General features: G+C 60.6%; 22 protein-coding genes. 17 read left to right on the forward strand and 5 right to left on the reverse strand.

The features are described 5' to 3' along the window. Positions 1-27: 27 nt before the first annotated feature. The 5 genes from AAEZ10_RS16775 (at position 28) to AAEZ10_RS16795 (ending at position 2,668) form a co-directional block, all read left to right on the forward strand. Positions 28-390 carry a CidA/LrgA family protein gene (locus AAEZ10_RS16775; RefSeq protein ID WP_016773012.1) on the forward strand — a complete coding sequence of 121 codons (363 nt, stop codon included), beginning with the start codon at positions 28-30 and terminating at the stop codon, positions 388-390. Then, on the forward strand, positions 390-1,106 hold the full coding sequence (locus AAEZ10_RS16780; protein WP_016773013.1) for an LrgB family protein: 717 nt from the start codon (positions 390-392) through the stop codon (positions 1,104-1,106). The genes AAEZ10_RS16775 and AAEZ10_RS16780 overlap by 1 nt, the downstream gene beginning before the upstream one ends. A 10-nt stretch (positions 1,107-1,116) precedes the next feature. Then, positions 1,117-1,707, forward strand: coding sequence for an LON peptidase substrate-binding domain-containing protein (locus tag AAEZ10_RS16785; protein ID WP_016773014.1), 591 nt, complete (start codon positions 1,117-1,119; stop codon positions 1,705-1,707). A 112-nt stretch (positions 1,708-1,819) separates the two neighbouring features. Further along, positions 1,820-2,035: a hypothetical protein gene (locus tag AAEZ10_RS16790; protein ID WP_016773015.1), complete on the forward strand. Its 216-nt coding sequence runs from the start codon at positions 1,820-1,822 to the stop codon at positions 2,033-2,035. Positions 2,036-2,107: 72 nt separating this feature from the next. Further along, entirely contained in the window at positions 2,108-2,668 is a 561-nt protein-coding gene (locus AAEZ10_RS16795; RefSeq protein ID WP_125925932.1) for a hypothetical protein, read from the forward strand. A gap of 55 nt (positions 2,669-2,723) precedes the next feature. Here the strand turns inward: AAEZ10_RS16795 and AAEZ10_RS16800 are convergent, their stop codons facing one another. The 5 genes from AAEZ10_RS16800 to AAEZ10_RS16820 form a co-directional block, all read right to left on the reverse strand. Continuing rightward, entirely contained in the window at positions 2,724-3,059 is a 336-nt protein-coding gene (locus AAEZ10_RS16800; protein WP_258378349.1) for a hypothetical protein, read from the reverse strand. 76 nt (positions 3,060-3,135) lie between these two features. Then, positions 3,136-6,618: a calcium-binding protein gene (locus AAEZ10_RS16805; RefSeq protein WP_350570159.1), complete on the reverse strand. Its 3,483-nt coding sequence runs from the start codon at positions 6,616-6,618 to the stop codon at positions 3,136-3,138. Between the two features lie 49 nt (positions 6,619-6,667). Beyond that, a complete protein-coding gene (locus AAEZ10_RS16810) occupies positions 6,668-8,560 on the reverse strand; it encodes a hypothetical protein (protein WP_350570161.1) in 1,893 nt (630 codons plus the stop codon). 402 nt (positions 8,561-8,962) lie between these two features. Next, the gene (locus tag AAEZ10_RS16815) at positions 8,963-10,279 is read right to left on the reverse strand and encodes a bifunctional DedA family/phosphatase PAP2 family protein (RefSeq protein WP_016773020.1); all 1,317 of its coding nucleotides are present in this window, start codon (positions 10,277-10,279) and stop codon (positions 8,963-8,965) included. A 154-nt stretch (positions 10,280-10,433) separates the two neighbouring features. Next, positions 10,434-11,159, reverse strand: a complete 726-nt coding sequence (locus tag AAEZ10_RS16820; protein ID WP_016773021.1) for a DNA-3-methyladenine glycosylase — start codon at positions 11,157-11,159, stop codon at positions 10,434-10,436. Between the two features lie 177 nt (positions 11,160-11,336). Here AAEZ10_RS16820 and AAEZ10_RS16825 point away from each other — a divergent pair, with 177 nt between their 5' ends. The 12 genes from AAEZ10_RS16825 (at position 11,337) to lipA (ending at position 22,800) form a co-directional block, all read left to right on the forward strand. After that, positions 11,337-12,608 (forward strand): glutamate-5-semialdehyde dehydrogenase, encoded by a 1,272-nt coding sequence (locus AAEZ10_RS16825; protein WP_350570164.1) that lies wholly within the window; start codon positions 11,337-11,339, stop codon positions 12,606-12,608. Then, positions 12,577-13,299 (forward strand): nicotinate-nucleotide adenylyltransferase, encoded by a 723-nt coding sequence (nadD, locus tag AAEZ10_RS16830; protein ID WP_071173700.1) that lies wholly within the window; start codon positions 12,577-12,579, stop codon positions 13,297-13,299. Before AAEZ10_RS16825 ends, nadD begins: the two co-directional genes overlap by 32 nt. A 72-nt stretch (positions 13,300-13,371) precedes the next feature. Continuing rightward, on the forward strand, positions 13,372-13,866 hold the full coding sequence (gene rsfS, locus AAEZ10_RS16835) for a ribosome silencing factor (RefSeq protein WP_016773024.1): 495 nt from the start codon (positions 13,372-13,374) through the stop codon (positions 13,864-13,866). Positions 13,867-13,875: 9 nt separating this feature from the next. Beyond that, positions 13,876-14,343, forward strand: a complete 468-nt coding sequence (rlmH, locus tag AAEZ10_RS16840) for a 23S rRNA (pseudouridine(1915)-N(3))-methyltransferase RlmH (protein WP_011063671.1) — start codon at positions 13,876-13,878, stop codon at positions 14,341-14,343. Positions 14,344-14,353: 10 nt separating this feature from the next. After that, complete coding sequence (mrdA, locus tag AAEZ10_RS16845) at positions 14,354-16,249, forward strand: penicillin-binding protein 2 (RefSeq protein WP_071173699.1); 1,896 nt, start codon at positions 14,354-14,356, stop codon at positions 16,247-16,249. 31 nt (positions 16,250-16,280) lie between these two features. After that, positions 16,281-17,384 carry a rod shape-determining protein RodA gene (gene rodA, locus AAEZ10_RS16850; RefSeq protein ID WP_168772712.1) on the forward strand — a complete coding sequence of 368 codons (1,104 nt, stop codon included), beginning with the start codon at positions 16,281-16,283 and terminating at the stop codon, positions 17,382-17,384. Positions 17,385-17,401: 17 nt separating this feature from the next. Further along, positions 17,402-18,412, forward strand: a complete 1,011-nt coding sequence (gene mltB, locus AAEZ10_RS16855) for a lytic murein transglycosylase B (RefSeq protein WP_016773026.1) — start codon at positions 17,402-17,404, stop codon at positions 18,410-18,412. Continuing rightward, positions 18,412-19,422 (forward strand): septal ring lytic transglycosylase RlpA family protein, encoded by a 1,011-nt coding sequence (locus tag AAEZ10_RS16860; protein WP_016773027.1) that lies wholly within the window; start codon positions 18,412-18,414, stop codon positions 19,420-19,422. Before mltB ends, AAEZ10_RS16860 begins: the two co-directional genes overlap by 1 nt. A gap of 187 nt (positions 19,423-19,609) precedes the next feature. Next, positions 19,610-20,767: a D-alanyl-D-alanine carboxypeptidase family protein gene (locus tag AAEZ10_RS16865; protein ID WP_016773028.1), complete on the forward strand. Its 1,158-nt coding sequence runs from the start codon at positions 19,610-19,612 to the stop codon at positions 20,765-20,767. Between the two features lie 86 nt (positions 20,768-20,853). Further along, the gene (locus tag AAEZ10_RS16870; protein WP_016773029.1) at positions 20,854-21,129 is read left to right on the forward strand and encodes a DUF493 domain-containing protein; all 276 of its coding nucleotides are present in this window, start codon (positions 20,854-20,856) and stop codon (positions 21,127-21,129) included. Beyond that, entirely contained in the window at positions 21,129-21,776 is a 648-nt protein-coding gene (gene lipB, locus AAEZ10_RS16875; RefSeq protein ID WP_071173697.1) for a lipoyl(octanoyl) transferase LipB, read from the forward strand. The genes AAEZ10_RS16870 and lipB overlap by 1 nt, the downstream gene beginning before the upstream one ends. A gap of 25 nt (positions 21,777-21,801) precedes the next feature. Beyond that, positions 21,802-22,800, forward strand: coding sequence for a lipoyl synthase (lipA, locus tag AAEZ10_RS16880; protein ID WP_160768663.1), 999 nt, complete (start codon positions 21,802-21,804; stop codon positions 22,798-22,800). Positions 22,801-22,912 lie beyond the last annotated feature (112 nt).

A 22,912-nucleotide genomic window follows, 5' to 3' on the forward strand; every position in this document is an offset into this window, starting at 1 on the left:
GCTGAAAATGTAAGACGGAGATGTCGGATGTTGTTACGTGGCCTGACCCTGCTGGTGCTGTTCCAATTGCTTGGCACCGCGCTCAATCATTTGCTGTTGCCGATATTGCCGGGGCCGATCATCGGGCTGCTGCTGTTGCTGGTGTTCCTGATCATTCGCGGTGAAGTCGGCGAGCCGTTGAATCAGGCAGCGGGCAGTCTGCTGCGTTATCTACCGTTGCTGCTGGTGCCGCCGGCAGTGGGCGTGATGGTGTATGCCACGGCGATTGCTGCGGATTTCTGGGCGATTGTCGGCGCGCTGGTGGTCTCGCTGATTCTGTCGATGGCCTTTGCCGGCGTGCTCATGCAGCGGCTGGTCAAACGTCACGCGCCGCCGGCGGAGGAGTCCTGATGCTGTTTGACTGGCAAGGCGCGTGGGCGTCGGTGATTCATCATCCGCTGTTCGGCATTGGCATCACCCTCGGCGCCTATCAACTGGTGCTGGCGGCGTTCGAGAAAACCCGCTGGATCTTTCTGCAACCGGTGCTGGTCTCCATGTTGTTGGTGATCGGTGTGCTGGTCGGCTGCGGCCTGACTTACGCGGAGTACCGCAAGAGCACCGAGATCCTCAGCATCCTGCTGGGGCCGGCCACGGTGGCGCTGGCGGTGCCGCTGTATTTGAATCTGCGGCGCATCCGCCAATTGTTCTGGCCGATTTTTACTACGCTGGTGATAGGCGGGGTGGTCGCAACGGGCATGGGCGTGGCGCTGGGCTGGTGGTTCGGTGCCGATCACATGATCCTGATGACCATGGCGCCGAAATCGGTGACCTCGCCGATCGCCATGCTGGTCGCCGAGCAGATCGGCGGCGTGGCGGCGCTGGCCGCGGTGTTCGTGCTGATCACCGGGGTGATTGGCGCGATCTTCGGCCCGGCGCTGCTGACCCGCCTCGGCGTGCACAGCCCCGAAGCGCGCGGCATGGCGCTGGGCATGACCGCGCATGCGGTCGGCACGGCGGTGGCGATGCAGGAAAACGATGAGTGCGGCGCGTTCGCCGCGCTGGCAATGAGTCTGATGGGCGTGGCCACGGCGGTGTTCCTGCCGTTGGCGGTGTCGATGGTGGTGTAAGGATATGTCTATGAGTCTGCCGCTTTTCCCGCTGAACACGGTGCTGTTCCCCGGCTGCAACCTCGACTTGCAGATCTTCGAGGCGCGCTATCTCGACATGATCGGCCGCTGCATGAAGCAGGGCGTCGGTTTCGGTGTGGTGTGCATCCTTGAGGGCAGCGAAGTCGGTGTGGCACCAGAAGGTTTCGCAATGGTCGGCTGCGAGGCGCGGATCACCGATTTCGAGCAACAGGACAACGGCCTGCTCGGCATTCGCGTGCAAGGCGGACGGCGCTTCACTGTGCTGCGCACCGAAGTGCAGCGCGATCAACTGATTCTGGCCGACGTCGAGTGGCTGGACGATGAGCCCGAGCAACCGTTGCAGGACGAGGACGCCGACCTGGTCGCGCTGCTCAAGGCGCTGGCCGAACACCCGATGGTCGAGGCGTTGAACATGGGCACCGAAGCCGCCGGGCAACAGGCGCTGGCCAATCAGCTTGCCTATCTGTTGCCTTTTGCCGAAGAGGACAAGATCGATCTGCTGCAACTCGACGACCCACAGCAACGGCTGGATGCGATCCAGGCATTACTCGATGAACTGCAGGGCGAACTGTTCGCCTAGTTTCACTTTGAATCAACTCAAGCTGCCTGCCAGTATTGTTTCGCTTTTGTCTTTGTCTTAATTTCAAGTTGCTCGCAGGATGCGAACAACTTGAAAACAACAAGGATAAATCATGACTTTATATGAAGATGAACGGGCATTCTGGGACGATATTGCTGGCAAGTATATCTTGAAGCATGCCGGTACTGATCATAACGTTGGCCATGTCATTGAGGCGGCAGCGATTTATGCGGATCGCATGGTAATGGCCCGGCGGAAACGAAAAACCGAAAACATTCCGGATGGCGATGTTCTGCGGATGTCGGCAACAGCCACAGTCGCTATCTGATCCTTTTCCTTTTTCAACTTTTCTGTCGCTGTCTTGAACATGGCAGCAGAGTGTTTACCAATGGGTAGTTCTATGTCTTTGGCAAAAGTAAACAATGAAAGCTTCAGTGCCAATCTTTATCTGGACGGTCTTCCGGTAGTTCTTAATCAGCAACGCCTGCAACAGACCCTGCGCCACAAGCGCATAACTCAAGGCGAAAAACTCGATGCTGAAGTGGGGTTGGCCGACTCGCGGACATCCGCCCTTATCACCTTGGCTGACAATGAGGACGATGCTCCATTGCTGTTGAGGTTTGTTCCTGAAGGTAACTGTTACGCAATTCAAGTGATACATCCGGGCGTGTTTGACGGTGCGCGATTATTCATCGAAGACAAGACACATAATTTGCTGGTCAGCACCAGCGCTCCGGCACAACTTTATTCAATCAGTACCTACGGCGTGGCCAAGGCTTCTTTAAGCAATATCGCATCCGGCCCGGCTTATATCGAATTGAACAGCGAGCCGAAAGATAAACCGCTGTATCGTCAGGTAAGCGATGGCATGAGCAAATTCCTCGACGCGAACCCCAACGGGACAGGGCATAACGCCTTCAATCCAAAACCCGCAAGGTTTGTGATCAGCGTGCTCAAATAGCGCAACGCCGCAATTGAAGGACAAACGCCATTCGTTATCGAATGGCGTCTGGATTTCACGGCCGATGATGTTCAGCAACGGGCCAGGCTATATCGTTGGAACATGTTTTCCTGCCCTTGGGCAGCCTCACTATGGGGCCATTGGAGGCAGCTACGCGATCGATCAACTGATCGTATGAATTGTTGTGATTGCCCCCCGTCCGTTCACTGGGCAATCTGGCGCGCCAGGCTTTGATCAGATCGTGGTACGCCACCATCACTGTCTGCCCTGCGGCCGATCCGTCGTCGTTGGCGATGTCTGCGAACTTGCGCCCCTTGTATTCTTTCAGACCGTCTGCATCGGGGCGTAAAGTCCCGTCGATGTCTTGCAGGTAAGGCTCCAGCGGCGACATGGCAGACCGCTGAGTGCAAGTGCCGGAATGGAGGTCAGGTCCATCCCGGCACGTTGTTGAAACCGGCAGCGCGCGGTCAGTTGATGTGGACGGGGATGAACAGGTCTTCGCGTTTGACGCGTGTCTGCCGATCAGTCAGCAGGCTCCAGTGGCGGTTTACCGAGTTGTAAACCAGCGTGCCCACTGTGTCGGGCTGGTAGCCGATGTGAGTCACGTAGACCCGCGCTGCCAACTCGTTGCGCTGCCGGTGTTGCTCGATATCGGCCAACAGCGCATCGACGCTGGCGTAGCCTTGGGCATTGATCACGTACAGCTGCAAGATCTCGAACAGCAGCGAGACTTGATAAAGATTGCCGGCGGTGGTCGCCACGCTGACCGATTCCACCGGTGTGTCATCGCCGATATCCGGCAATTGGACAGTCACGCTGGCGATGCGCAAGCGGTTGTCCTGCAATTGGATTTCGTCGCGAGTGACGGTTTCGTCCATTGTCCTGGTGTACAGATTCCAGCTTGAGGCGTTGGCCGTTTTTGCCGCAGCCCCAGGTGTGGCCAGGCGCACGATGCAGTTGCTGGCCAGGTAGATGTCGTACGTCGCGCTATGACCCTCAAGCAGATAAATGCCGGTATGCGCCCGGGATTCGATGACGATTTTGCTGGGGCGATCGGTCAGCAGCGGCTTCTCACTGATGGTGGGCCGGGTGAACGGGTATTTGCCGTTGCGCCGTTTCAGCCAGCTTCGAGTGCTGACCTGTCGTGCGCCAGGGTTCTTGGCGTCCGCTTCGTAGTCCAGGTGCGGCAGTTGCAGGCGATAGGACACTCCGTCCCGCATGACCACAACGATGTCTTGCGCCAGTTGCGGCGTGGTGACTTTGAGGCTGTTGCGCCCGCTGTACCCGGTGGCGGCAGCGATCGGTTGGATCACGCCCTTGAATGCCAGCACTTTTGCCGGCAACCGCAGCGACAGGCAGAAGTCTTTGTAGGTCAGGTGAGTATTGCCCGAAACGCCTTTGCGCACCTGAACGGCATAGCTGAGCTCGACGTCGATGATTTCGTCGTCGCCGTAGTCCAGAAAAACGCTGCGCGGCCTGGTGGCGCTGCGTGCGATGACGAATTCGACCTCGCGCTGCGTACGGGTGACAAAATGCCGGCCCAGGCTCTGATCGTCGATCGTCACCGTACCGCCATTGACGATCGCCGAGGCAGGTGCGGGCTGACCAATGACGGTCACGGCGACATCGATGTCCTGACTCGGCGCTGGACCTGGTTCCTGAGGGAGCTGAGCCAGCAGTTCGTAGCCATCCTGGGTGCGGAACAGCCATCGATCGTTATGCAGCCGACGCTGGCCGTCGACCATTCGATAGACGTTTTCCAGGGTCAGCACGTGGTCTGGGTCGTCGCCGTCCTTGCCGCGCAAGGAATTGATCACCAGCGAGGTGCCGATGATCTGCCAGCGCTGAATCACCGCGTGCGGCCAGCCCAACTCGATCACGCTCGAATGCGCGCTGTCCTCGGTAATTGTCGTGCGTGCGTTGGTGTGAGCGATGTAATAGCGATCGACGCCGCTACCGCCGTCCACGTGACATTCGAGGCCGTAGATGGCAATCGTGTCGTTGCCGGCACCGGCGCTGACGCGATCATGGCCATGGGCGGAGATCTGGTTGGCCTCGGTATTGCCGATGACGTGGCTGCTGCCTTTGCGCAGCGTCGAAACGTTCTCGAACGATGTCAGGTGCGCGACTTCAATGCCTGGGCTTTCCGGGTCCAGACCACGCAGCGTGACCTTGCCGCTCGGCAGGTCAATCCGATGGCCGATGTGTCGTGTATCAGTGGCCGGCCGCTGGCCTTCAAACGCAAACGTATCGCTACCGTCGCCGCCATCCAGCACATTGATGTGCGGCGGTTTGGTCAGCCGATCCAGTTCCTCGTCAGCGACCTGCTGATAGAACGCATCGTTTTTGTCGCCACCGCTGAGCGCCTTGTGTCCCTGGCGGTAGGTAAACAGGTTGGGCTGCGCCTTGACGCCAGCGACACGGTCATTGCCATCGCCCAGGCGCCAGAACACGCCTTTGCCTTCGCCTGCACTGCCGCTGACAACGCCCTTGAGGTTGTCGGGTAATCCATGGCTTGCATCGATGATATCGTCGCCGCCAACGATCACCGCCTGGCTGTCGAGTCTGAACGGCAGCTGCCCGACGCTTTCGTCCCACTGGTAACGCCATAGTTCGACAGGGCGCAATTCGGCGCGAAACGCGCCATTGACCACTTGGGCGATCGAGTCGCTGTAAGCGCCGGCAAGCATGTCTTTGGCCGACAGTTCGAGCTGTTTTTCGTAGTCACTGGAAAGCCTGGACAGCTTGAAGCGATCCATCACTTCGGTGTCCAGTTCCTTGCCGGTAAAAGCGAACCATCCCGAGCGCAGACGCTCGAGTGTTGTCAGTTCGATGTAATCATCGATCTGGTCGACGACCCTGGCGGCTTGATAGATCAATGAACCGGAGATGAGCAGTGCGGCAGCCGCGAGGCCGAGCGGGCCGGCAACACTGCCGAAACCGGCCAGCGCGGCGACGCCCAGCACCAGGCTGATGCCAGCGCCCGCTACACTCAGGGCAGCGCTGAAATAATGGTCCTGAGCTTCTTTGCCCGATGACGCGGCGGCGGCGTTGAACGATTTGATCGCGTCGACAATGTCGAACGGCAAGGTGATCGCGCTGGCGAACATTCCCGCGCCACGGCTCATGTATTTGCCGATCGAGGTCAGCGCAAAACCCCTCAGTACATTGCTGCCCTGGGTCAGCATCGCCTGGCCTGTTCTGGCCAGACCCCGCTCGATGATCAGCGAGCCGAGTTCTGCGGCGATGGATCCGCCGTAGTAGAGCATTTCCAGCGCCTCGCCTTTTTTGATCGCATCGGTCAGGGCCATGTAGCCGCTGTAGATGCCGAAGGCTTGCATGCCGACTCCTGCGCCGCTCATCAAATAGCTTCTGGTCTTGTTGATCCAGCCGGGCGCGTGTTCAAACGTGTCCGCCCGGTGGATTTCCAGCTTTTGCGCAGCCTTGCCCAATTTGTTGAGACGATCCATGGCGCTGCCCGAAACCAGCGGCGTATCACTGACGAACAATGGGCCGGCATCGACCGAGCGCTTGCAGGCAATCTCATAGAACAGCAGTGCCGCCATGTCATTGTCGGGAAAGTCCACGGCTTGCAAGCGGGACTGCACCTTTGCGGACTCGAAATGGAGTCCGTCCAGAAAAGCCTGATCCACGCGCTTCATGTTGGCATTCGCCGGACTGACAGGTTGACCGTCTACGGTCGCCCCCAGCGCTTGCAACTCGACCCGACTGATCACGACCTCGCCGATACGCAGTGGGCCCAGGTGTTTGTCGATTGCCTTCAGAGTCTGGCGAAGGGATGGGGGGCTGTCAGGCACCTCGCCTGGCACGTCCGCTCGATCGGGCATGGGTGTGGACGGCGTATGGGCATTGGCCGAGGCGTCTATGGGGGTAACTTGAAGCGCGCGCACGTGGGCGACATGAGCCGCGGGGACGATGAGTTTCGACACGTATTAATCCTTTAATGGTGTGCATGAGGAGCCGGTTTCCCTGGCGGCTTTACTTGAGCATTTGAAGTTCGGGCCAGGCGATGTCATGGGCAAACTCGTCCTTGTTGCCTGAGAGCCTGAGTATCGGCAGGCCCGCCGCCTCCACCTGGTCGATCAACTGGTCGTATTCGAACCGGTTGGAGTGCCCGGCATGGGTGGCCGCTTCGATGCGATCAGCGTTTGCGCCAGCCTGCTCTTTGATGTCTTCGACCCTGGCGCCCTTGGTCAGGTCTGTGTTCAGTAACCAGACACGCTCGGCTGAAACTCCGCTGCGCGTGACCGAGATCAGCCCTTCGAAATCGTCGGAGGGGAACCAGGTCGGCGGGGTGTCGCGCGCAGCGGAATTGAACATCATGTTTTCTTCGTGGGGGACGACCTCCAGATCGCGCGTGTCGAGCGCGTAGAGAAACATTTCCGTCTGCCGCGTGCGCGTGGACCGGTAGCCGCGCTCGTGATCCCATGCCACAGGGCTGTCAGGATCCGACCAGTCTGACGAGGAGTCACTCGGTGTATCACTGGCGTCGCTTGCGCCGCTTTCCGAACCGCTGTCGCCCGTGTCGCGTCCCGGGTATTTATGGGTCTGGCTGTTGAAACGCAGGTATTCGGGATCGGGGGCGCGGGCATATCCCTGTCCTGCCTGGAGACTGAACGTCGCGCTGATCGGCTTGTGTGTGGTCGCGCCGGGTTCGTGTTGATAGCGCGGCAGCATGGTGCCGTCGTTCGCCAGCTCGAACGGCGTGCGCTCGTCACCGCGAAACAGCGCCGGAATGTCCGTGCGGTACAGGCAGTTGTTCTTGTTGCGCAGATAACCGAGCTGTTTCAACAGCGCTTCGCGCACCTCGGGGGTCAGGCTGTTTTCTGCGTCGTACCAATCGTGGCGGGCATTGCGCTTGAGGTTGAGCTGCTCGAGCGCATCGGCGGCAAACTGGTCGAAGCGTTGCGGGTTGCTGACGTCCTCCAGCAAGCGCTTGTGCGCCAGTGCCCACGCCGGGAGCGTCAGATGGCTGGCCATTTCCTGCTGCAAACGCGACAGTTGCCTGGGCAGGAGATTGAACGATTGCATAAAGGCTTCGCGCTCGGCAAAGCCCATCTGCGGGTGCAGCCAGCGCAACGAATCGCGCAGCAGATCGGTCCGCGGATTTTCCGTGGTTGTGGGGTGTGCCCACTGTGGCGGCGTGCCGGTAGTCTGGGCTTCGACACGAAAGCGCGCGATGTCCTCGCCCTGTAGCCCATATAGCTGCCATATCTCATGATCGGTCCACTGTTTGAGGTGGGGCGGCGACGCTGCGAATCCACCCGCTGGGGGATCAACCGGTATGTAATTGCCATATGAATCCCGGAAGGCGAACAGCATGTCGTCTTTGCGTGAGCCAAATAGCGGATTCATTTCGTAATAGCCCTGAGCATCCGGCGAACGCCAGGACGGGCTGTAACGACTTTGATTGATGGGTGTTGTCACGGGGGCGAGGCGCGGTCGCTTTGGCGCGGGTTGTTCGGTCAGGCGCCAGGTGGGGCTGTCTGCGTTTTTGTACAGGCGCGGTCCGGAGGGAACGCGCTCGGTGAGTAACTTGCTGCGTAATGCGCCGGTTTCATCCTCACCCACATGCGTGGTTTGCAGAGCTCCCTGATATTCGACGTCTGCGAACTTTCTGCCAACGATCCAGCGAAATCCATCATTGTCGGCAGGCTGCATTCCACGCACAAAGGTCTCCGATAACCAGTAATCGTTTATTGAAGTGGAATGTTCCGAGCGATAGGCGCTGTGTGCCGGTAACTGAAAGATTTCAACCGCTGGCAACCGCGGATTCGCATCGGCAAGGGCGCTGTCGAAGTTGGTACTGTGCAGCGCAAGATCGGGGATGCCGGCTCTTGGCGATATTTCAATGCTGCTGACATCAAACATGGGCCGATGGGGCGTTGGCACGTTTGCATCAGTTTGATGCGTCGTTGTGACTGACGTCTTGCGGGGTATTTTTGGACTCATGAAAGACTCGATAAAAAATGGATTGTTGTATGACTCGGCAGAACTTCAATGCGTGGTTTGAATAAATATGGATAGCCAGCAAATGTCCGAGTCGGGCCCATCAATCTAACGGTTTTTCAAAAGCGCGAAACACTGAGCAGGCATGTTTCAACTTGAATATGTAACGCTAGTTTTGCGTCGATCGAGAATGCGGAAATTTCGGTTTTATAACCAGGAAAGTTAACCGGGAGGGAGGAAGTTTGCGTAGGTTGCAAGCGCCGCTCTTGTCGGAATGTTCCGAAAGAGCGGCGTATAAGAAATGTCGCTTGTAAATTGCCTGTTTTAGTAGGCGTAACGCAACAATGTATGTGGCAAGTGGCGCATAACGAAGAATCCGAACAGCGCGACCATGGACGGCAGGATCAGCCACCAGATCTTGAAAGGCATGGCGTTGAGCGGCGCCTGCCGCTGGTTTGACCACAGCATCGCGGCGCAGACGCAGCTGGCAAGCATTGCACCGGCCAATATGTCGGTTGGCCAGTGCGCGCCGAGATAGACCCGCGACAAAGCAATGGAGAATGCCGGGATGCAGGCAATCAGCAGCCACGTCAGGCGCATGCGTGGCGGCTGCCCGCGTCCGGCCAGGACACCCAGCGTCAGGAACAGGGCGAATGCGCCAGAAGCATGGCCGCTGGGCATGCTGTAGGTGGTCAATGGATCGCTGAGCACTTCCGGGCGTACCCTGGCGAAAAAATACTTGGTGCCGGTGTTGGCCATGGCGGTGATCAGCATGGTGGCGCCCGCGAACACTGCCTGGCGCCATTGCTTGCACAGCAACAGCAATATGACGAGCAGGGCGCTGAACAGCAGCATGTTGCGGAATTCGCCGATCAGGGTCAGCGTCACGGCGATTTCGTCCAGCGCTGGCTGGCGATGTTCCTGCACCAGAGTCATCACACCGTTGTCGAGCGCGGTGAGGTATGGATAGCCGATGAACAGCCCGATCAGGATCAACAGGCTCATGCCGCCGATCCAGATTGTCGCGCGACGATGGCGGCGCACGCTGCTGTTGACGCTCAGGCCGACCATCACCGCAATGCTGGCCGCGACAATCCCGGCTTCGAGCCAGAAACCTTCAGGCAATGGCAGGCGGAACGCTGCGCCCGTGGCCCAGCCCGGCAACAGATAAGCCAGGCTCCAGCCCGCAGCGGCCAGCAGGCTGACGGCGAAGAAACGCGGGAAGGGCATGTCACACATCCCGGCGACCATCGGCAGCATCGGCCGCAGCGGGCCGATGAAACGCCCGACCAGCAGGCTGGCGATGCCATAGCGCTGGAAGTACGACTCGGCGCCGGCCATCCATTCCGGGTGATGGCGTAGCCCGGGGAGGCGGCGGATGTTCTGGTGGAAATGGCGGCCGAGGAAGTAGGAAATCAGGTCGCCAAGAATGCCGCCAAGAAAGCCCAGCAGCAGCGTTTCGCTCAATGACAGCGCGCCGCTGCCGGCCAGCACCGCCACGGCAAACAGCAGCACCGTGCCCGGCACGATCAGCCCGGCGATCGCCAGACATTCCACGCACGCCACGATGAACACCGCTGCGGCCAGCCACTGCGGATTGGCGCCGAGCCATCCGGTGATGCTATCGAGCCATGGGCCCATACAGAAAAACTCCATTGATTCTTTAAGTAATTGTTACGCGTTTCACTGCTGGCCCGTGGGAGCGAGCCTGCTCGCGAATACGCTGTGTCAGACGATAGAAACGTTGGCTGGCACGACCCCTTCGCGAGCAGGCTCGCTCCCACAGGGGAGGTCATCATTCATTGACGGATTCGGCGTCGGTTACGGGAAGCAAAATATAATCCCGGCCTTCGACCTGACCCCGTCGCAGCGGGTTCCGCGTGCACCATTGCGCATACGCAGCGTCAACGAAGCGATACATCAGGTGTTCATCACGGCCCAGCGGGATGCCCAGCCGGGTGGTTTGAATAATCTGCGAGGGTGCCGGCCCCGTATCTTCGACCAGCAACAATTCATGATCGAAACGCTTGGCGTCCCACATCGGTACTTTCAAACCGAGTGCCTTGCACAGCAGCGTCTGCCCGGCGCACAACTTCTGCGTCGGCCGCGGTCGGCCCTGGGCATCGGGATTGTTCAGCAGCATCTGCGCCAGGCTCGCCGGGCCGCTGACCTCGTCGACCCACGGATAGGCGGATTTGATCAGCACGGCATTGCCCGGACCTTGCGCACTGAAGTTCAGCGAATCACCGCCGCGGGCGTAGTACATATAGATGTGGCCGCCATCCAGAAACAAAGCCTTACGCTTTTCTGTGTAACCGAGCGAGGCATGACTGCCTTTTTCCGCGAAGTAATAGGCTTCAGTCTCGATGATTCGCGCACTCAGCCACAGATCACCGACGCGATGGCGGATGACTTTGCCAAGCAGCGCCTGCGCCAGAACCTGGGCGTCGCGGTCGAAAAAACTGTCCGGCAGGCCCACGGGCAGGCGCGCGGACTCGGGGCAAAGGGGCACGTTGGTCATGATGGGCAAGGTTTATCCAGGCTCAAGAGGTCGTGATGATAACAACGCTGAGCTTAATTACGTCTGAACGCCGGCCAAACGCAGCTCATTTCGACCATCCGCCCGTCACCGCTGTTAGTCCCGGGACGCGGCAGCTATAATCTGCCGCTTTCCTCTTTGCCAAGACCCCAGCAGACCATGACTGAGTCCGTTCTTGACTACATGACCCGATTGGGTCGCGCCGCCCGCGCTGCCTCCAAGGTCATCGGTCGCGCCAGCACCGCGCAGAAAAACCGCGCTTTGCAGGCTGCCGCCAATGCTCTGGATGCTGCACGCGCCGAGCTGGCCGCAGCCAATGAGCTGGATCTGGCTGCCGGTCGCGCCAGCGGTCTGGAGCCGGCGCTGCTGGAACGTCTGGAACTGACCCCGGCACGCATCGACGGCATGATCGTCGGCTTGCGCCAGGTCGCTGCACTGGCGGATCCGGTCGGCGCGATCCGCGACATGAGCTTCCGTCCGTCGGGCATTCAGGTCGGCAAGATGCGCGTGCCGCTGGGCGTGATCGGGATCATCTACGAATCCCGTCCGAACGTGACCATCGATGCCGCCAGCCTGTGCCTGAAGTCCGGCAACGCGACCATCCTGCGCGGTGGCTCCGAGGCGATTCATTCCAATCGCGCGATTGCCGCGTGCATCCAGCGCGGTCTGGCCGAAGCCGAATTGCCCGCCGCCGTGGTGCAAGTGGTCGAAACCACTGACCGTGCCGCCGTCGGCGCGCTGATCAGCATGCCTGAATACGTTGACGTCATCGTGCCCCGTGGCGGTCGTGGCCTGATCGAACGCATCAGCCGCGATGCCCGCGTGCCGGTGATCAAGCATCTGGACGGCATCTGCCACGTTTACGTCAGCGAACACGCCGATCTGGCCAAAGCCCAGCGCATCGCTTTCAACGCCAAGACTTACCGTTATGGTATCTGCGGCGCGATGGAGACCCTGCTGATCGATCAGGCTGTTGCCAGGGATTTCCTGCCGTCGATGGCCGCGCAGTTCCGCGAAAAAGGCGTTGAACTGCGCGGTTGCGAGCGCACCCGGGCGATCATCGAAGCGGTCGCGGCCAGCGAAGACGACTGGCACACCGAGTACCTGGCGCCGATTCTGTCGATCCGCGTGGTCGACGGTCTGGAGCAGGCGATCGAACACATCAACCATTACGGCTCCCATCACACCGACTCGATCGTCAGCGAAAACCTCGCTGACACTCGCCGGTTCGTGGCGGAAGTCGACTCGGCCTCGGTGATGATCAACACGCCGACCTGCTTTGCCGATGGATTTGAATACGGATTGGGTGCCGAGATCGGCATTTCTACTGATAAGCTGCACGCCCGCGGCCCGGTCGGGCTCGAGGGGCTGACCTGCGAGAAGTACATCGTGGTCGGCGATGGCCAGTTGCGCGGCCAGGCGACGGTCTGACTTGACCGACCTCGACCTGACAGCGCCGCACACCGGCAGCGAGTCGCGCCCGCAACGCATTGGCGTGCTGGGCGGTACGTTCGACCCGGTGCATATCGGCCATTTGCGTGGCGCACTGGAAGTTGTCGAAGCGCTGGCGCTGGACGAGTTGCGTCTGATGCCGAACGCGCGCCCGCCACATCGCGGGACGCCGCAGGTGTCGGCGCAGGATCGGCTGGCGATGGTCGAGTGCGCGGTGGCCGGATTGCCGCCGCTGGTGGTGGACGCCCGCGAATTGCAGCGGGACAAACCGTCCTGGACCATCGATACCCTGGAGTCGCTGCGCGCAGAGATGCCCGTCGAGACCCAGGTTTTTCTGCTTTTGGGCTGGGACGCATTTTGCGGCCTGCCCACTTGGCACCGCTGGGAAGAGTTGCTCCAGCATTGCCACATCCTGGTGCTACAGCGCCCGGACGCCGACAGCGAACCGCCGGATGCCTTGCGCAACCTGCTGGCAGCGCGTTCGGTGAGCGACCCGCTGGCCCTGAAAGGGCCGAGCGGACAGATTGCATTCGTCTGGCAGACACCGCTCGCGGTTTCCGCCACCCAGATCCGTCAACTGCTGGCCAGCGGTAAGTCGGTACGTTTCCTGGTGCCCGACGCGGTCCTGGCCTACATCGATGCGCACGGTCTGTACCGTGCGTCGAACTGAACAAGGCGCGCTTCACCGATACGGATCACCGTATCCCCAAGCCGCCGAATACATGAGCAAAACGAGTTACATATGACTGATAAAGATCTACCGAAAGTAAAGCGCAAAGGCACGTTCAAGAGCGCACCACTGCCGGAAGCCGTCAACACCAACGAGCCGCTCAAGGGCGACGAACTGGTCAAGATTGCCGTCGCTGCGCTGGAAGACGTCAAGGCCCAGGACATCCAGATCATCGATGTGCGCGACAAGCAGAGCATCACTGACTACATGATCATCGCCACCGGTACCTCCAATCGCCAGATCAACGCGATGCTGGACAAGGTCCGCGAGGAAGTGAAAAAGCAGGGCGCCAAGCCTCTGGGCGAAGAAGGCAAGGGCGATAGCGACTGGGTTCTGCTCGACCTCGATCTGGTGATCGTGCACATGATGACTGCCTCGGCGCGTCAGTTCTACGACCTGGAGCGCCTGTGGGCCGGTGCCGAGCAAAGCCGTGCGGCCGATGCCAAGCACCACAGCCCGGAAAACACCCACGAGCATTTCACCAAGCTCAACAAAGACCAGTTCTAAGGGATTGCTGTGCGACTGCGCCTGATCGCCGTCGGTTCACGCATGCCGAAGTGGGTGGAAGAAGGCTGGCATGAATATGCCAAGCGTCTTCCGTCCGAGCTGGCGCTGGAACTGGTGGAAATTCCGCTCAATACCCGTGGCAAGAATGCCGACGTGGCCCGTTTCATCCGCCAGGAAGGCGAAGCCATGCTGGCCAAGGTCGGGCACAACGAGCGGATCGTCACGCTGGAGGTTCACGGCAAGCCGTGGAGCACCGAGCAACTGGCGGTCGAACTCGATCGCTGGCGCCTGGATTCGCGCACGGTCAACTTCATGGTCGGCGGCCCGGAAGGGCTGGCACCGGAAGTCTGTGCCCGCGCTGACCAGCGCTGGTCATTGTCGCCGCTGACCTTGCCGCACCCGCTGGTGCGGATCCTGATCGGCGAACAGTTGTACCGTGCCTGGACCGTGTTGTCCGGCCACCCTTACCACAAGTAAGCCTGCCCTCATGTCTCAGCCGATCCGCATCAAGGACCACGAAAAGGACGCCCGTCTGGTGCGCAGCCGTGTCGTGTTCGGTGCGATCGTGATTGTGGCGCTGATCTGTGTGTTGATCGCGCGTCTGTATTACCTGCAGGTGATCCAGTACGAGTACCACTCGACCCTGTCGGAAAACAACCGCGTCCATGTGCAGCCGATTCCGCCGACGCGCGGGCTGATTTTCGACCGCAACGGCGTAGTCGTGGCCGACAACCGGCCGAGCTTCAGCCTGAGCATGACCCGCGAGCGCTCCGGCGACTGGCAGCAGGTGCTCGACGTCATCGTCGAGGTCCTGGAGCTGACGCCCGAGGACCGGGTGATCTTCGAGAAACGCATGCGGCAGGGGCGTCGGCCGTTCGAGCCGGTGCCGATCCTGTTCGAGCTGACCGAAGAGCAGATCGCCCGCATCGCGGTGAATCAGTTCCGCCTGCCCGGGGTGGAAGTGGTCGCGCAACTGGTCCGGCATTACCCGCAGGGCGCGCACTTTGCGCACTCGGTGGGCTACATGGGGCGGATCAACGAGAAAGAGCTGAAATCGCTGGATCCGGTCAACTACAGCGGCACCCACCACATCGGCAAGACCGGCATCGAGCGTTTCTACGAGCCGGAACTGCACGGTCAGGTCGGTTACGAGGAAGTCGAGACCAACGCCCGTGGCCGCGTGTTGCGGGTGCTCAAGCGCACCGATCCGATTCCCGGCAAGGACATCGTTCTGAGCCTCGACATCAAGTTGCAGGAAGCCGCCGAAGCCGCACTGGGTGGGCGACGTGGCGCGGTGGTGGCGCTCGATCCGAAGACCGGCGAAGTGTTGGCGATGGTCAGTCAGCCGAGTTTCGACCCGAACCTGTTCGTCACCGGCATCAGCTTCAAGGCCTACGCCGAGTTGCGTGATTCCATCGACCGGCCGCTGTTCAACCGCGTGCTTCGTGGTCTGTACCCGCCGGGCTCGACGATCAAACCGGCGGTAGCGATTGCCGGTCTTGACGCTGGCGTGGTCACGGCTTCGAGCCGGGTGTTCGACCCGGGCTATTACATGCTGCCCAACTACGACCACAAGTATCGCAACTGGAACCGTACCGGTGACGGCTTCGTCGACCTCGACACGGCGATCATGCGGTCCAACGACACCTACTTCTATGACCTGGCGCACAAGCTCGGCATCGATCGGCTGTCGACCTATATGAACAAGTTCGGCATCGGCCAGAAGGTCTCGCTGGACATGTTCGAAGAATCCCCGGGCCTGATGCCGTCGCGCGAATGGAAACGCGCGACGCGCAAACAGGCGTGGTTCCCCGGCGAAACCCTGATTCTCGGGATCGGCCAGGGCTACATGCAGTCGACGCCGCTGCAATTGGCCCAGGCCACGGCGCTGGTGGCCAACAAAGGCATCTGGAACCGTCCGCACCTGGCCAAGTCCCTCGACGGGGTGAAGCCGGTGGATGAAAACCCGATGCCGAACATCGTCCTGCGCGACCCGTCCGACTGGAACAAGGTCAACCACGGCATGCAGCAGGTGATGCACGGTGCCCGTGGCACCGCGCGCAAAGCGGCGATCGGCGCGCAATACCGCATCGCCGGCAAGTCCGGTACCGCGCAGGTGGTGGCGATCAAGCAGGGCGAGAAATACGACCGCTCCAAGGTCCAGGAACGCCACCGCGACCACGCCCTGTTCGTCGGCTTCGCCCCGGCCGATGATCCGAAAATCGTCGTGTCGGTGATGGTCGAGAACGGTGAGTCCGGTTCCGGCGTTGCCGCGCCGGTGGTGCGCCAGGTCATGGACGCCTGGCTGCTCGACCAGGATGGCCACCTGAAAGCCGAGTACGCCAGCCCAATCACTGCGGAGGCCCCGGCCCGTGATGAATAATTTCGATCGCATGCTCTCCAGCGAGGATGTGATGCGTCGCCGCGCGACGTTGCTGCAAAGACTGCATATCGATGGCCCGCTGTTGATCCTGTTGCTGATTCTCGCCGCCGGCAGCCTGTTCGTGCTGTATTCGGCCAGCGGCAAGAGCTGGGAGCTGCTCGGCAAGCAGGCCACATCCTTCGGCATCGGCCTGGTGGCGATGATTGTCATCGCCCAGTTCGAGCCGCGTTTCATGGCGCGTTGGGTGCCGCTCGGTTACGTGATCGGCGTGGTCTTGCTGATCGTCGTCGACATCATGGGCCACAACGCCATGGGCGCCACGCGCTGGATCAACATCCCCGGGGTGATCCGCTTCCAGCCCTCGGAATTCATGAAGATCCTGATGCCGGCAACCATCGCCTGGTACCTGTCCAAACGCACGCTGCCGCCGCAGCTCAAGCACGTCGGCATCAGCCTGATGCTGATTGGCGTGCCGTTCATTCTGATCGTGCGCCAGCCCGATCTCGGTACCTCGCTGCTGATTCTCGCCGGTGGCGCCTTCGTGCTGTTCATGGGCGGCCTGCGCTGGCGCTGGATTCTCAGCGTGCTGGCGGCGGCGGTGCCGGTGTCGGTGGCGATGTGGTTTTTCGTCATGCACGACTATCAGAAGCAACGGGTCCTGACTTTCCTCGACCCGGAAAGCGATCCGCTCGGCACCGGCTGGAACATCATCCAGTCCAAAGCCGCGATCGGTTCCGGTGGCGTATTCGGCAAAGGCTGGTTGCTCGGCACCCAGTCACACCTGGACTTTCTCCCGGAAAGCCACACCGACTTCATCATTGCTGTGCTTGGCGAAGAGTTCGGTCTGGTGGGGATTTGCGCGCTGCTGCTGATCTATCTGTTGTTGATCGGTCGCGGGCTGGTGATCACCGCCCAGGCGCAAACGCTGTTCGGAAAATTGCTCGCCGGCGCGTTGACCATGACTTTTTTTGTTTACGTTTTCGTCAACATCGGTATGGTCAGTGGCCTGTTGCCGGTCGTGGGGGTGCCGTTGCCGTTCATTAGCTACGGAGGAACTTCGCTGGTGACGCTGCTGTCAGCGTTTGGGGTTTTGATGTCGATCCATACCCATCGCAAGTGGATCGCACAGGTTTGAATAAGGTGAAGAGTGCAATGCAAGTAATGCGTGGCTGGGCGACTCGATGCGCGCCGCTGGTTGGCCTGATGGGCCTGCTGGGGAGCGTGCAGGAAGCGCTGGCCGGCGACTATGAAGGCTCGCCGCAGGTGGCCGAATTCGTCGGCGAAATGACCCGCGACTACGGTTTCGCCGGTGAACAACTGATGGGTGTGTTCCGCGAGGCGCAACGCAAGCAGTCGATTCTCGACGCCATCTCCAGACCCGCCGAACGGGTCAAGCAGTGGAATGAATATCGCCCGATGTTCATCACTGACGCGCGCATCGCCCGGGGTGTCGATTTCTGGCGTCAGCACGAGGCGACCCTGGCCCGTGCCGAGCAGGAATACGGCGTGCCGGCACAAGTGATCGTGTCGATCATCGGCGTCGAGACCTTTTTCGGACGTAATACCGGTAATTTCCGCGTGATCGATGCTTTATCGACCCTCGGCTTCGACTATCCTCCCCGTGCCGAATTTTTCCGCAAGGAATTGCGTGAGTTCCTCCTGCTGGCCCGTGAAGAGCAGGTCGACCCGCTGACCCTCAAAGGCTCGTACGCCGGGGCCATGGGGCTGCCGCAGTTCATGCCGAGCAGCTTTCGTGCCTACGCGGTGGATTTCGACGGTGACGGCCACATCAATATCTGGAACAACCCGGACGACGCCATTGGCAGCGTCGCCAGCTACTTCAAGCGTCACGGCTGGGTCGCCGGTGAGCCGGTGGTCAGCCGCGCCGATGTGCGCGGCGAGCAGGCCGATGAAGGCCTGACCACCGGTATCGAGCCGGTGAAGACGGTCGCAGAGTTGCGGGCGCTGGGCTGGTCAAGTCATGATGCGCTGCGCGATGATATGCCGGTTACCGCATTTCGCCTCGAAGGCGACAACGGCCCTGAATACTGGATGGGCCTGCAGAATTTCTACGCGATCACGCGTTATAACCGCAGCGTGATGTACGCCATGGCCGTACATCAACTGTCTGAACAGCTGGTACAAGCACGGGGCGTCAAGTAATGCAGGCATTGCCTAACAATAAACCCCTGAAGCTGGTGGCTTTCGCTGCGTTGGCAGTCCTGGTCGCCAGTTGCACGACCAGCCGTACGCCGACGCAGAAAACCCCGTCCACCGCTGTCCGCGCCCAACCGGGCCTGGACATCAACCGCGCGCACAAAGACGGCGCGCCGTGGTGGGATGTCGATGTTTCGCGCATCCCGGATGCGACACCGACCCTGCACACCGGCCCGTACAAGGCCAACCCGTACACCGTGCTGGGCAAGACCTATTTTCCGTTGCAGGAATCCAAGACCTACGTGGCTTCGGGCACAGCGTCCTGGTACGGCACCAAGTTCCATGGCCAGAACACCGCCAACGGCGAAGTGTATGACCTGTACGGCATGAGTGCGGCGCACAAGACCTTGCCGCTGCCAAGTTACGTTCGGGTGACCAACCTGGACAACAACAAGACGGTGATCCTGCGCGTCAACGACCGTGGGCCGTTCTACTCCGATCGCATCATCGACTTGTCCTACGCAGCGGCGAAGAAGCTCGGCTATGCCGAAACCGGCACCGCGCGGGTCAAGGTCGAAGGCATCGATCCGCAGCAGTGGTGGGCGGCCAAGGGCCGTCCGGCGCCGCTGATGCTCAATGAGCCGCAAGTGGCGCAGAATAGCGCGCCAGTGATCACGGCGTCGGCCGGCACCGTCGAGCAATGGACACCGCCGCCGCAGCAACACGCCGCGGCCGTGGTGCCCGTGCAGATCGATGCAAAAAAAAACGCTTCTGCACCAGCGTCTGGCCAGTATCTGCAGGTGGGCGCGTTCGCCAACCCGGACGCTGCCGAACTGCTGAGGTCGAAGCTCAGCGGGATGGTGAGCGCGCCGGTGTTCATCAGCTCGATCGTGCGCAATCAGCAGACCCTGCACCGGGTACGCCTGGGGCCGATCGGCTCGCCGGGTGAGATCGCCCAGGTGCAGAACAGTGTGCGGCTGGCCAATCTGGGTTCGCCCAGCGTGGTCACCGAGTAACACGTAGACCTTGATTGACGGTTCACTTGCGGTATTCGGGGGGTGAACCAGGTTGTTGGCTCGTCGAAGAACAAAAGCCCGGCAAGGGTGACTGGAGTGAGCAACTGAACACGCGATGGCCCGTTAGAAGGCTGTCTGAATAAGTTTTGCCTTCGGGCAAGTTTCCATTAGCGATTTCGAGAGACGGATGAACATCACCACCTTTGCCAAACGCCTGTGTCTGCTAGTCCCGCTGCTCCTCTCGCCAGCCGCCTTCGCGGCCGAGATGATGCCGTCGCCACCACAACTGGCCGCCAAGGCCTACGTTCTGATGGACGCCAGCAGCGGCAACGTGCTGGTCGAAAACAACGGCGACCAGCGTCTGCCACCGGCCAGCCTGACCAAGCTGATGACCGCGTACATCGCAACCCTGGAAATCCGTCGCGGTCAGATCGGTGAAAACGATCCGGTGACCGTCAGCGAAAACGCCTGGCGCACCGGCGGTTCGCGGATGTTCATCAAGGTCGGTTCGCAGGTGACTGTCAGCGACCTGCTGCACGGCATCATCATCCAGTCCGGTAACGACGCCAGCGTCGCCCTGGCCGAGCACATCGCCGGCAGCGAAGACGCCTTCGCCGATCTGATGAACAAGACCGTCACCGAACTGGGCATGACCAATACCCACTTCATGAACCCGACCGGTCTGCCAAACCCTGAGCACTACTCGTCGGCGCACGACATGGCGATTCTGGCCCGTGCGATCATCCACGAAGACCCGGCTCACTATGCGATCTACTCGCAGAAAGAGTTCTTCTGGAACGGCATCAAGCAGCCTAACCGCAACCTGCTGCTGTGGCGCGACAAGACCGTTGACGGTCTGAAAACCGGCCACACCGACGAAGCCGGCTACTGCATGGTGTCCTCGGCGGTACGTGACGGCCAGCGTCTGATCGCCGTGGTGTTCGGCACCAACAGCGAAGTGGCCCGCGCCGCTGAAACCCAGAAGCTGCTGACCTACGGTTTCCGCTTCTTCGAAACCCAGACCTTCTACCAGAAGGGCACCGAACTGGCGCAGGCGCCGGTATGGAAAGGCACCACCAGCCAGGTCAAGGCCGGCCTGGCGCAAGACCTGACCATGACTCTGCCAAAAGGCCAGCTGAAGAAGCTCGCTGCCAGCATGACCATGAACCCGCAACTGGTTGCGCCAATCGCCAAGGGCGACGTGATCGGTAAAGTCGAAGTCAAACTGGAAGACAAGGTGGTGCACAGCGCTGACCTGATCGCTCTGGACGGCGTCGAGGAGGGTGGTATCTTCCGCCGCATGTGGGATAGCATCCGTCTATTCTTCTACGGCTTGTTCAACTGATTTTGTGTTGACCTGCATGGCCCCGCCCCGATCCGGTGCGGGGCCATGTGCGTTACCACGGCTTGCGCTATAGAGGCCGTTACGCCATGACCGATACCGAAGTACAGGCGCCAAAGATCGAATTTCCCCAGACTGATTACCCGATCAAGGTGATCAGCGATACGGGCGTCGGCCGCAAAGACCAGATCATCGAGATCGTCAAGAAACACGCGACCATCAATGACGAGCGCATCGACGAGCGTCAGAGCAGCACCGGTAAGTACACCACCATCCAGCTGCACATCGTCGCCACCGATCAGGATCAGCTGTACAACATCAACAGCGAACTGCGGGCGACCGGCTTCGTGCACATGGTGTTGTGATGCACGGCACGCTGGGCTTTCGCGAGCTGGGCCAGATGGCTTACGAGCCGGTCTGGCATGCCATGCAACGCTTTACCAACGAACGCGGCAATACTGCCGCCGACGAAATCTGGCTCGTCGAACACCCGCCGGTGTTCACCCAGGGCCAGGCCGGCAAGGCTGAACACCTGTTGCTGCCGGGAGATATTCCGGTGGTGCAGGTCGATCGTGGCGGCCAAGTGACTTATCATGGCCCCGGGCAACTGGTGGCTTATCTGTTACTGGATGTACGCAAGCTGGGTTTCGGCGTGCGTGATCTGGTCAGCCGCATGGAAGCCTGCCTGATCGAACTGCTGGCCAGCTACGGCGTCACCGCCGCCGCCAAGCCAGATGCTCCCGGCGTATACGTCGATGGAGCGAAAATCGCTTCTCTGGGTTTGCGCATTCGCCACGGTTGTTCCTTTCATGGCCTGGCCCTGAACGTGGATATGAACCTGGAACCGTTTCGACGGATTAATCCCTGCGGCTACGCCGGGCTGGCCATGACCCAGCTGAGCGATCACGCAGGATCGATTGAATTTGCCGAGGTAAGTGCCCGGCTGCGCGCGCAGCTCGTCAAACACCTCGACTATGCTGAGCAGACGACCCTCACGGGCGGAATCGACTGATATGACTACTGATGCAGTGCAAACCATGATCCCGACGCTCGACGTGACCGAGCGCCCGGCCCCGCGTCCCAAGGTTGAAGCCGGCGTCAAGCTGCGCGGCGCCGAGAAGGTTGCACGCATCCCGGTCAAGATCATCCCGACCACCGAACTGCCGAAGAAACCCGACTGGATCCGCGTGCGCATCCCGGTTTCGCCGGAAGTCGATCGCATCAAGAGCCTGCTGCGCAAGCACAAGCTGCACAGTGTCTGCGAAGAAGCGTCCTGCCCGAACCTCGGCGAATGCTTCTCCGGCGGCACCGCAACCTTCATGATCATGGGCGACATCTGCACCCGTCGCTGCCCGTTCTGCGACGTTGGCCACGGTCGTCCGAAGCCACTGGACGTCAACGAGCCGGAAAGCCTGGCGATCGCCATCGCCGACCTCAAGCTCAAATACGTGGTGATCACGTCGGTGGACCGCGACGACCTGCGTGACGGCGGTGCCCAGCACTTTGCCGACTGCATCCGCGAAATCCGCAAACTGTCGCCAAACGTGCAGCTCGAGACCCTGGTCCCGGACTACCGTGGCCGCATGGACATCGCCCTGGAAATCACCGCTGCCGAGCCGCCGGATGTGTTCAACCACAATCTGGAAACCGTGCCGCGCCTGTACAAGGCTGCGCGTCCGGGCTCGGATTACCAGTGGTCGCTGACCCTGCTGCAACGCTTCAAGCAGATGATGCCGCATATCCCGACCAAATCCGGCCTGATGCTGGGTCTGGGCGAGACCGACGAGGAAGTCATCGAAGTCATGAAGCGCATGCGCGAACACGACATCGACATGCTGACCCTCGGTCAATACCTGCAACCGTCGCGCAGTCACTTGCCGGTGCAGCGTTTCGTGCACCCGGACACCTTCGCCTGGTTCGCCGAAGAAGGTTACAAGATGGGCTTCAAGAACGTCGCTTCGGGCCCGCTGGTACGTTCCTCGTACCACGCCGACGAGCAGGCGAAGCTGGTCAAGGCCGAACTGCTGGGTTCCTGATTCACTGCTGATGTAAAAATGCCCGCCGAGGACGGTTCCTCGGCGGGCATTTTTTTGCCTGAGACATGGGGCTTTTGTTTGTCTCTTGAGCTGACTACTGTGTGCATGACTT

Source organism: Pseudomonas sp. H26/SER47-MNA-CIBAN-0231 (assembly GCF_040310465.1).
Classification (GTDB): domain Bacteria; phylum Pseudomonadota; class Gammaproteobacteria; order Pseudomonadales; family Pseudomonadaceae; genus Aquipseudomonas; species Aquipseudomonas atacamensis.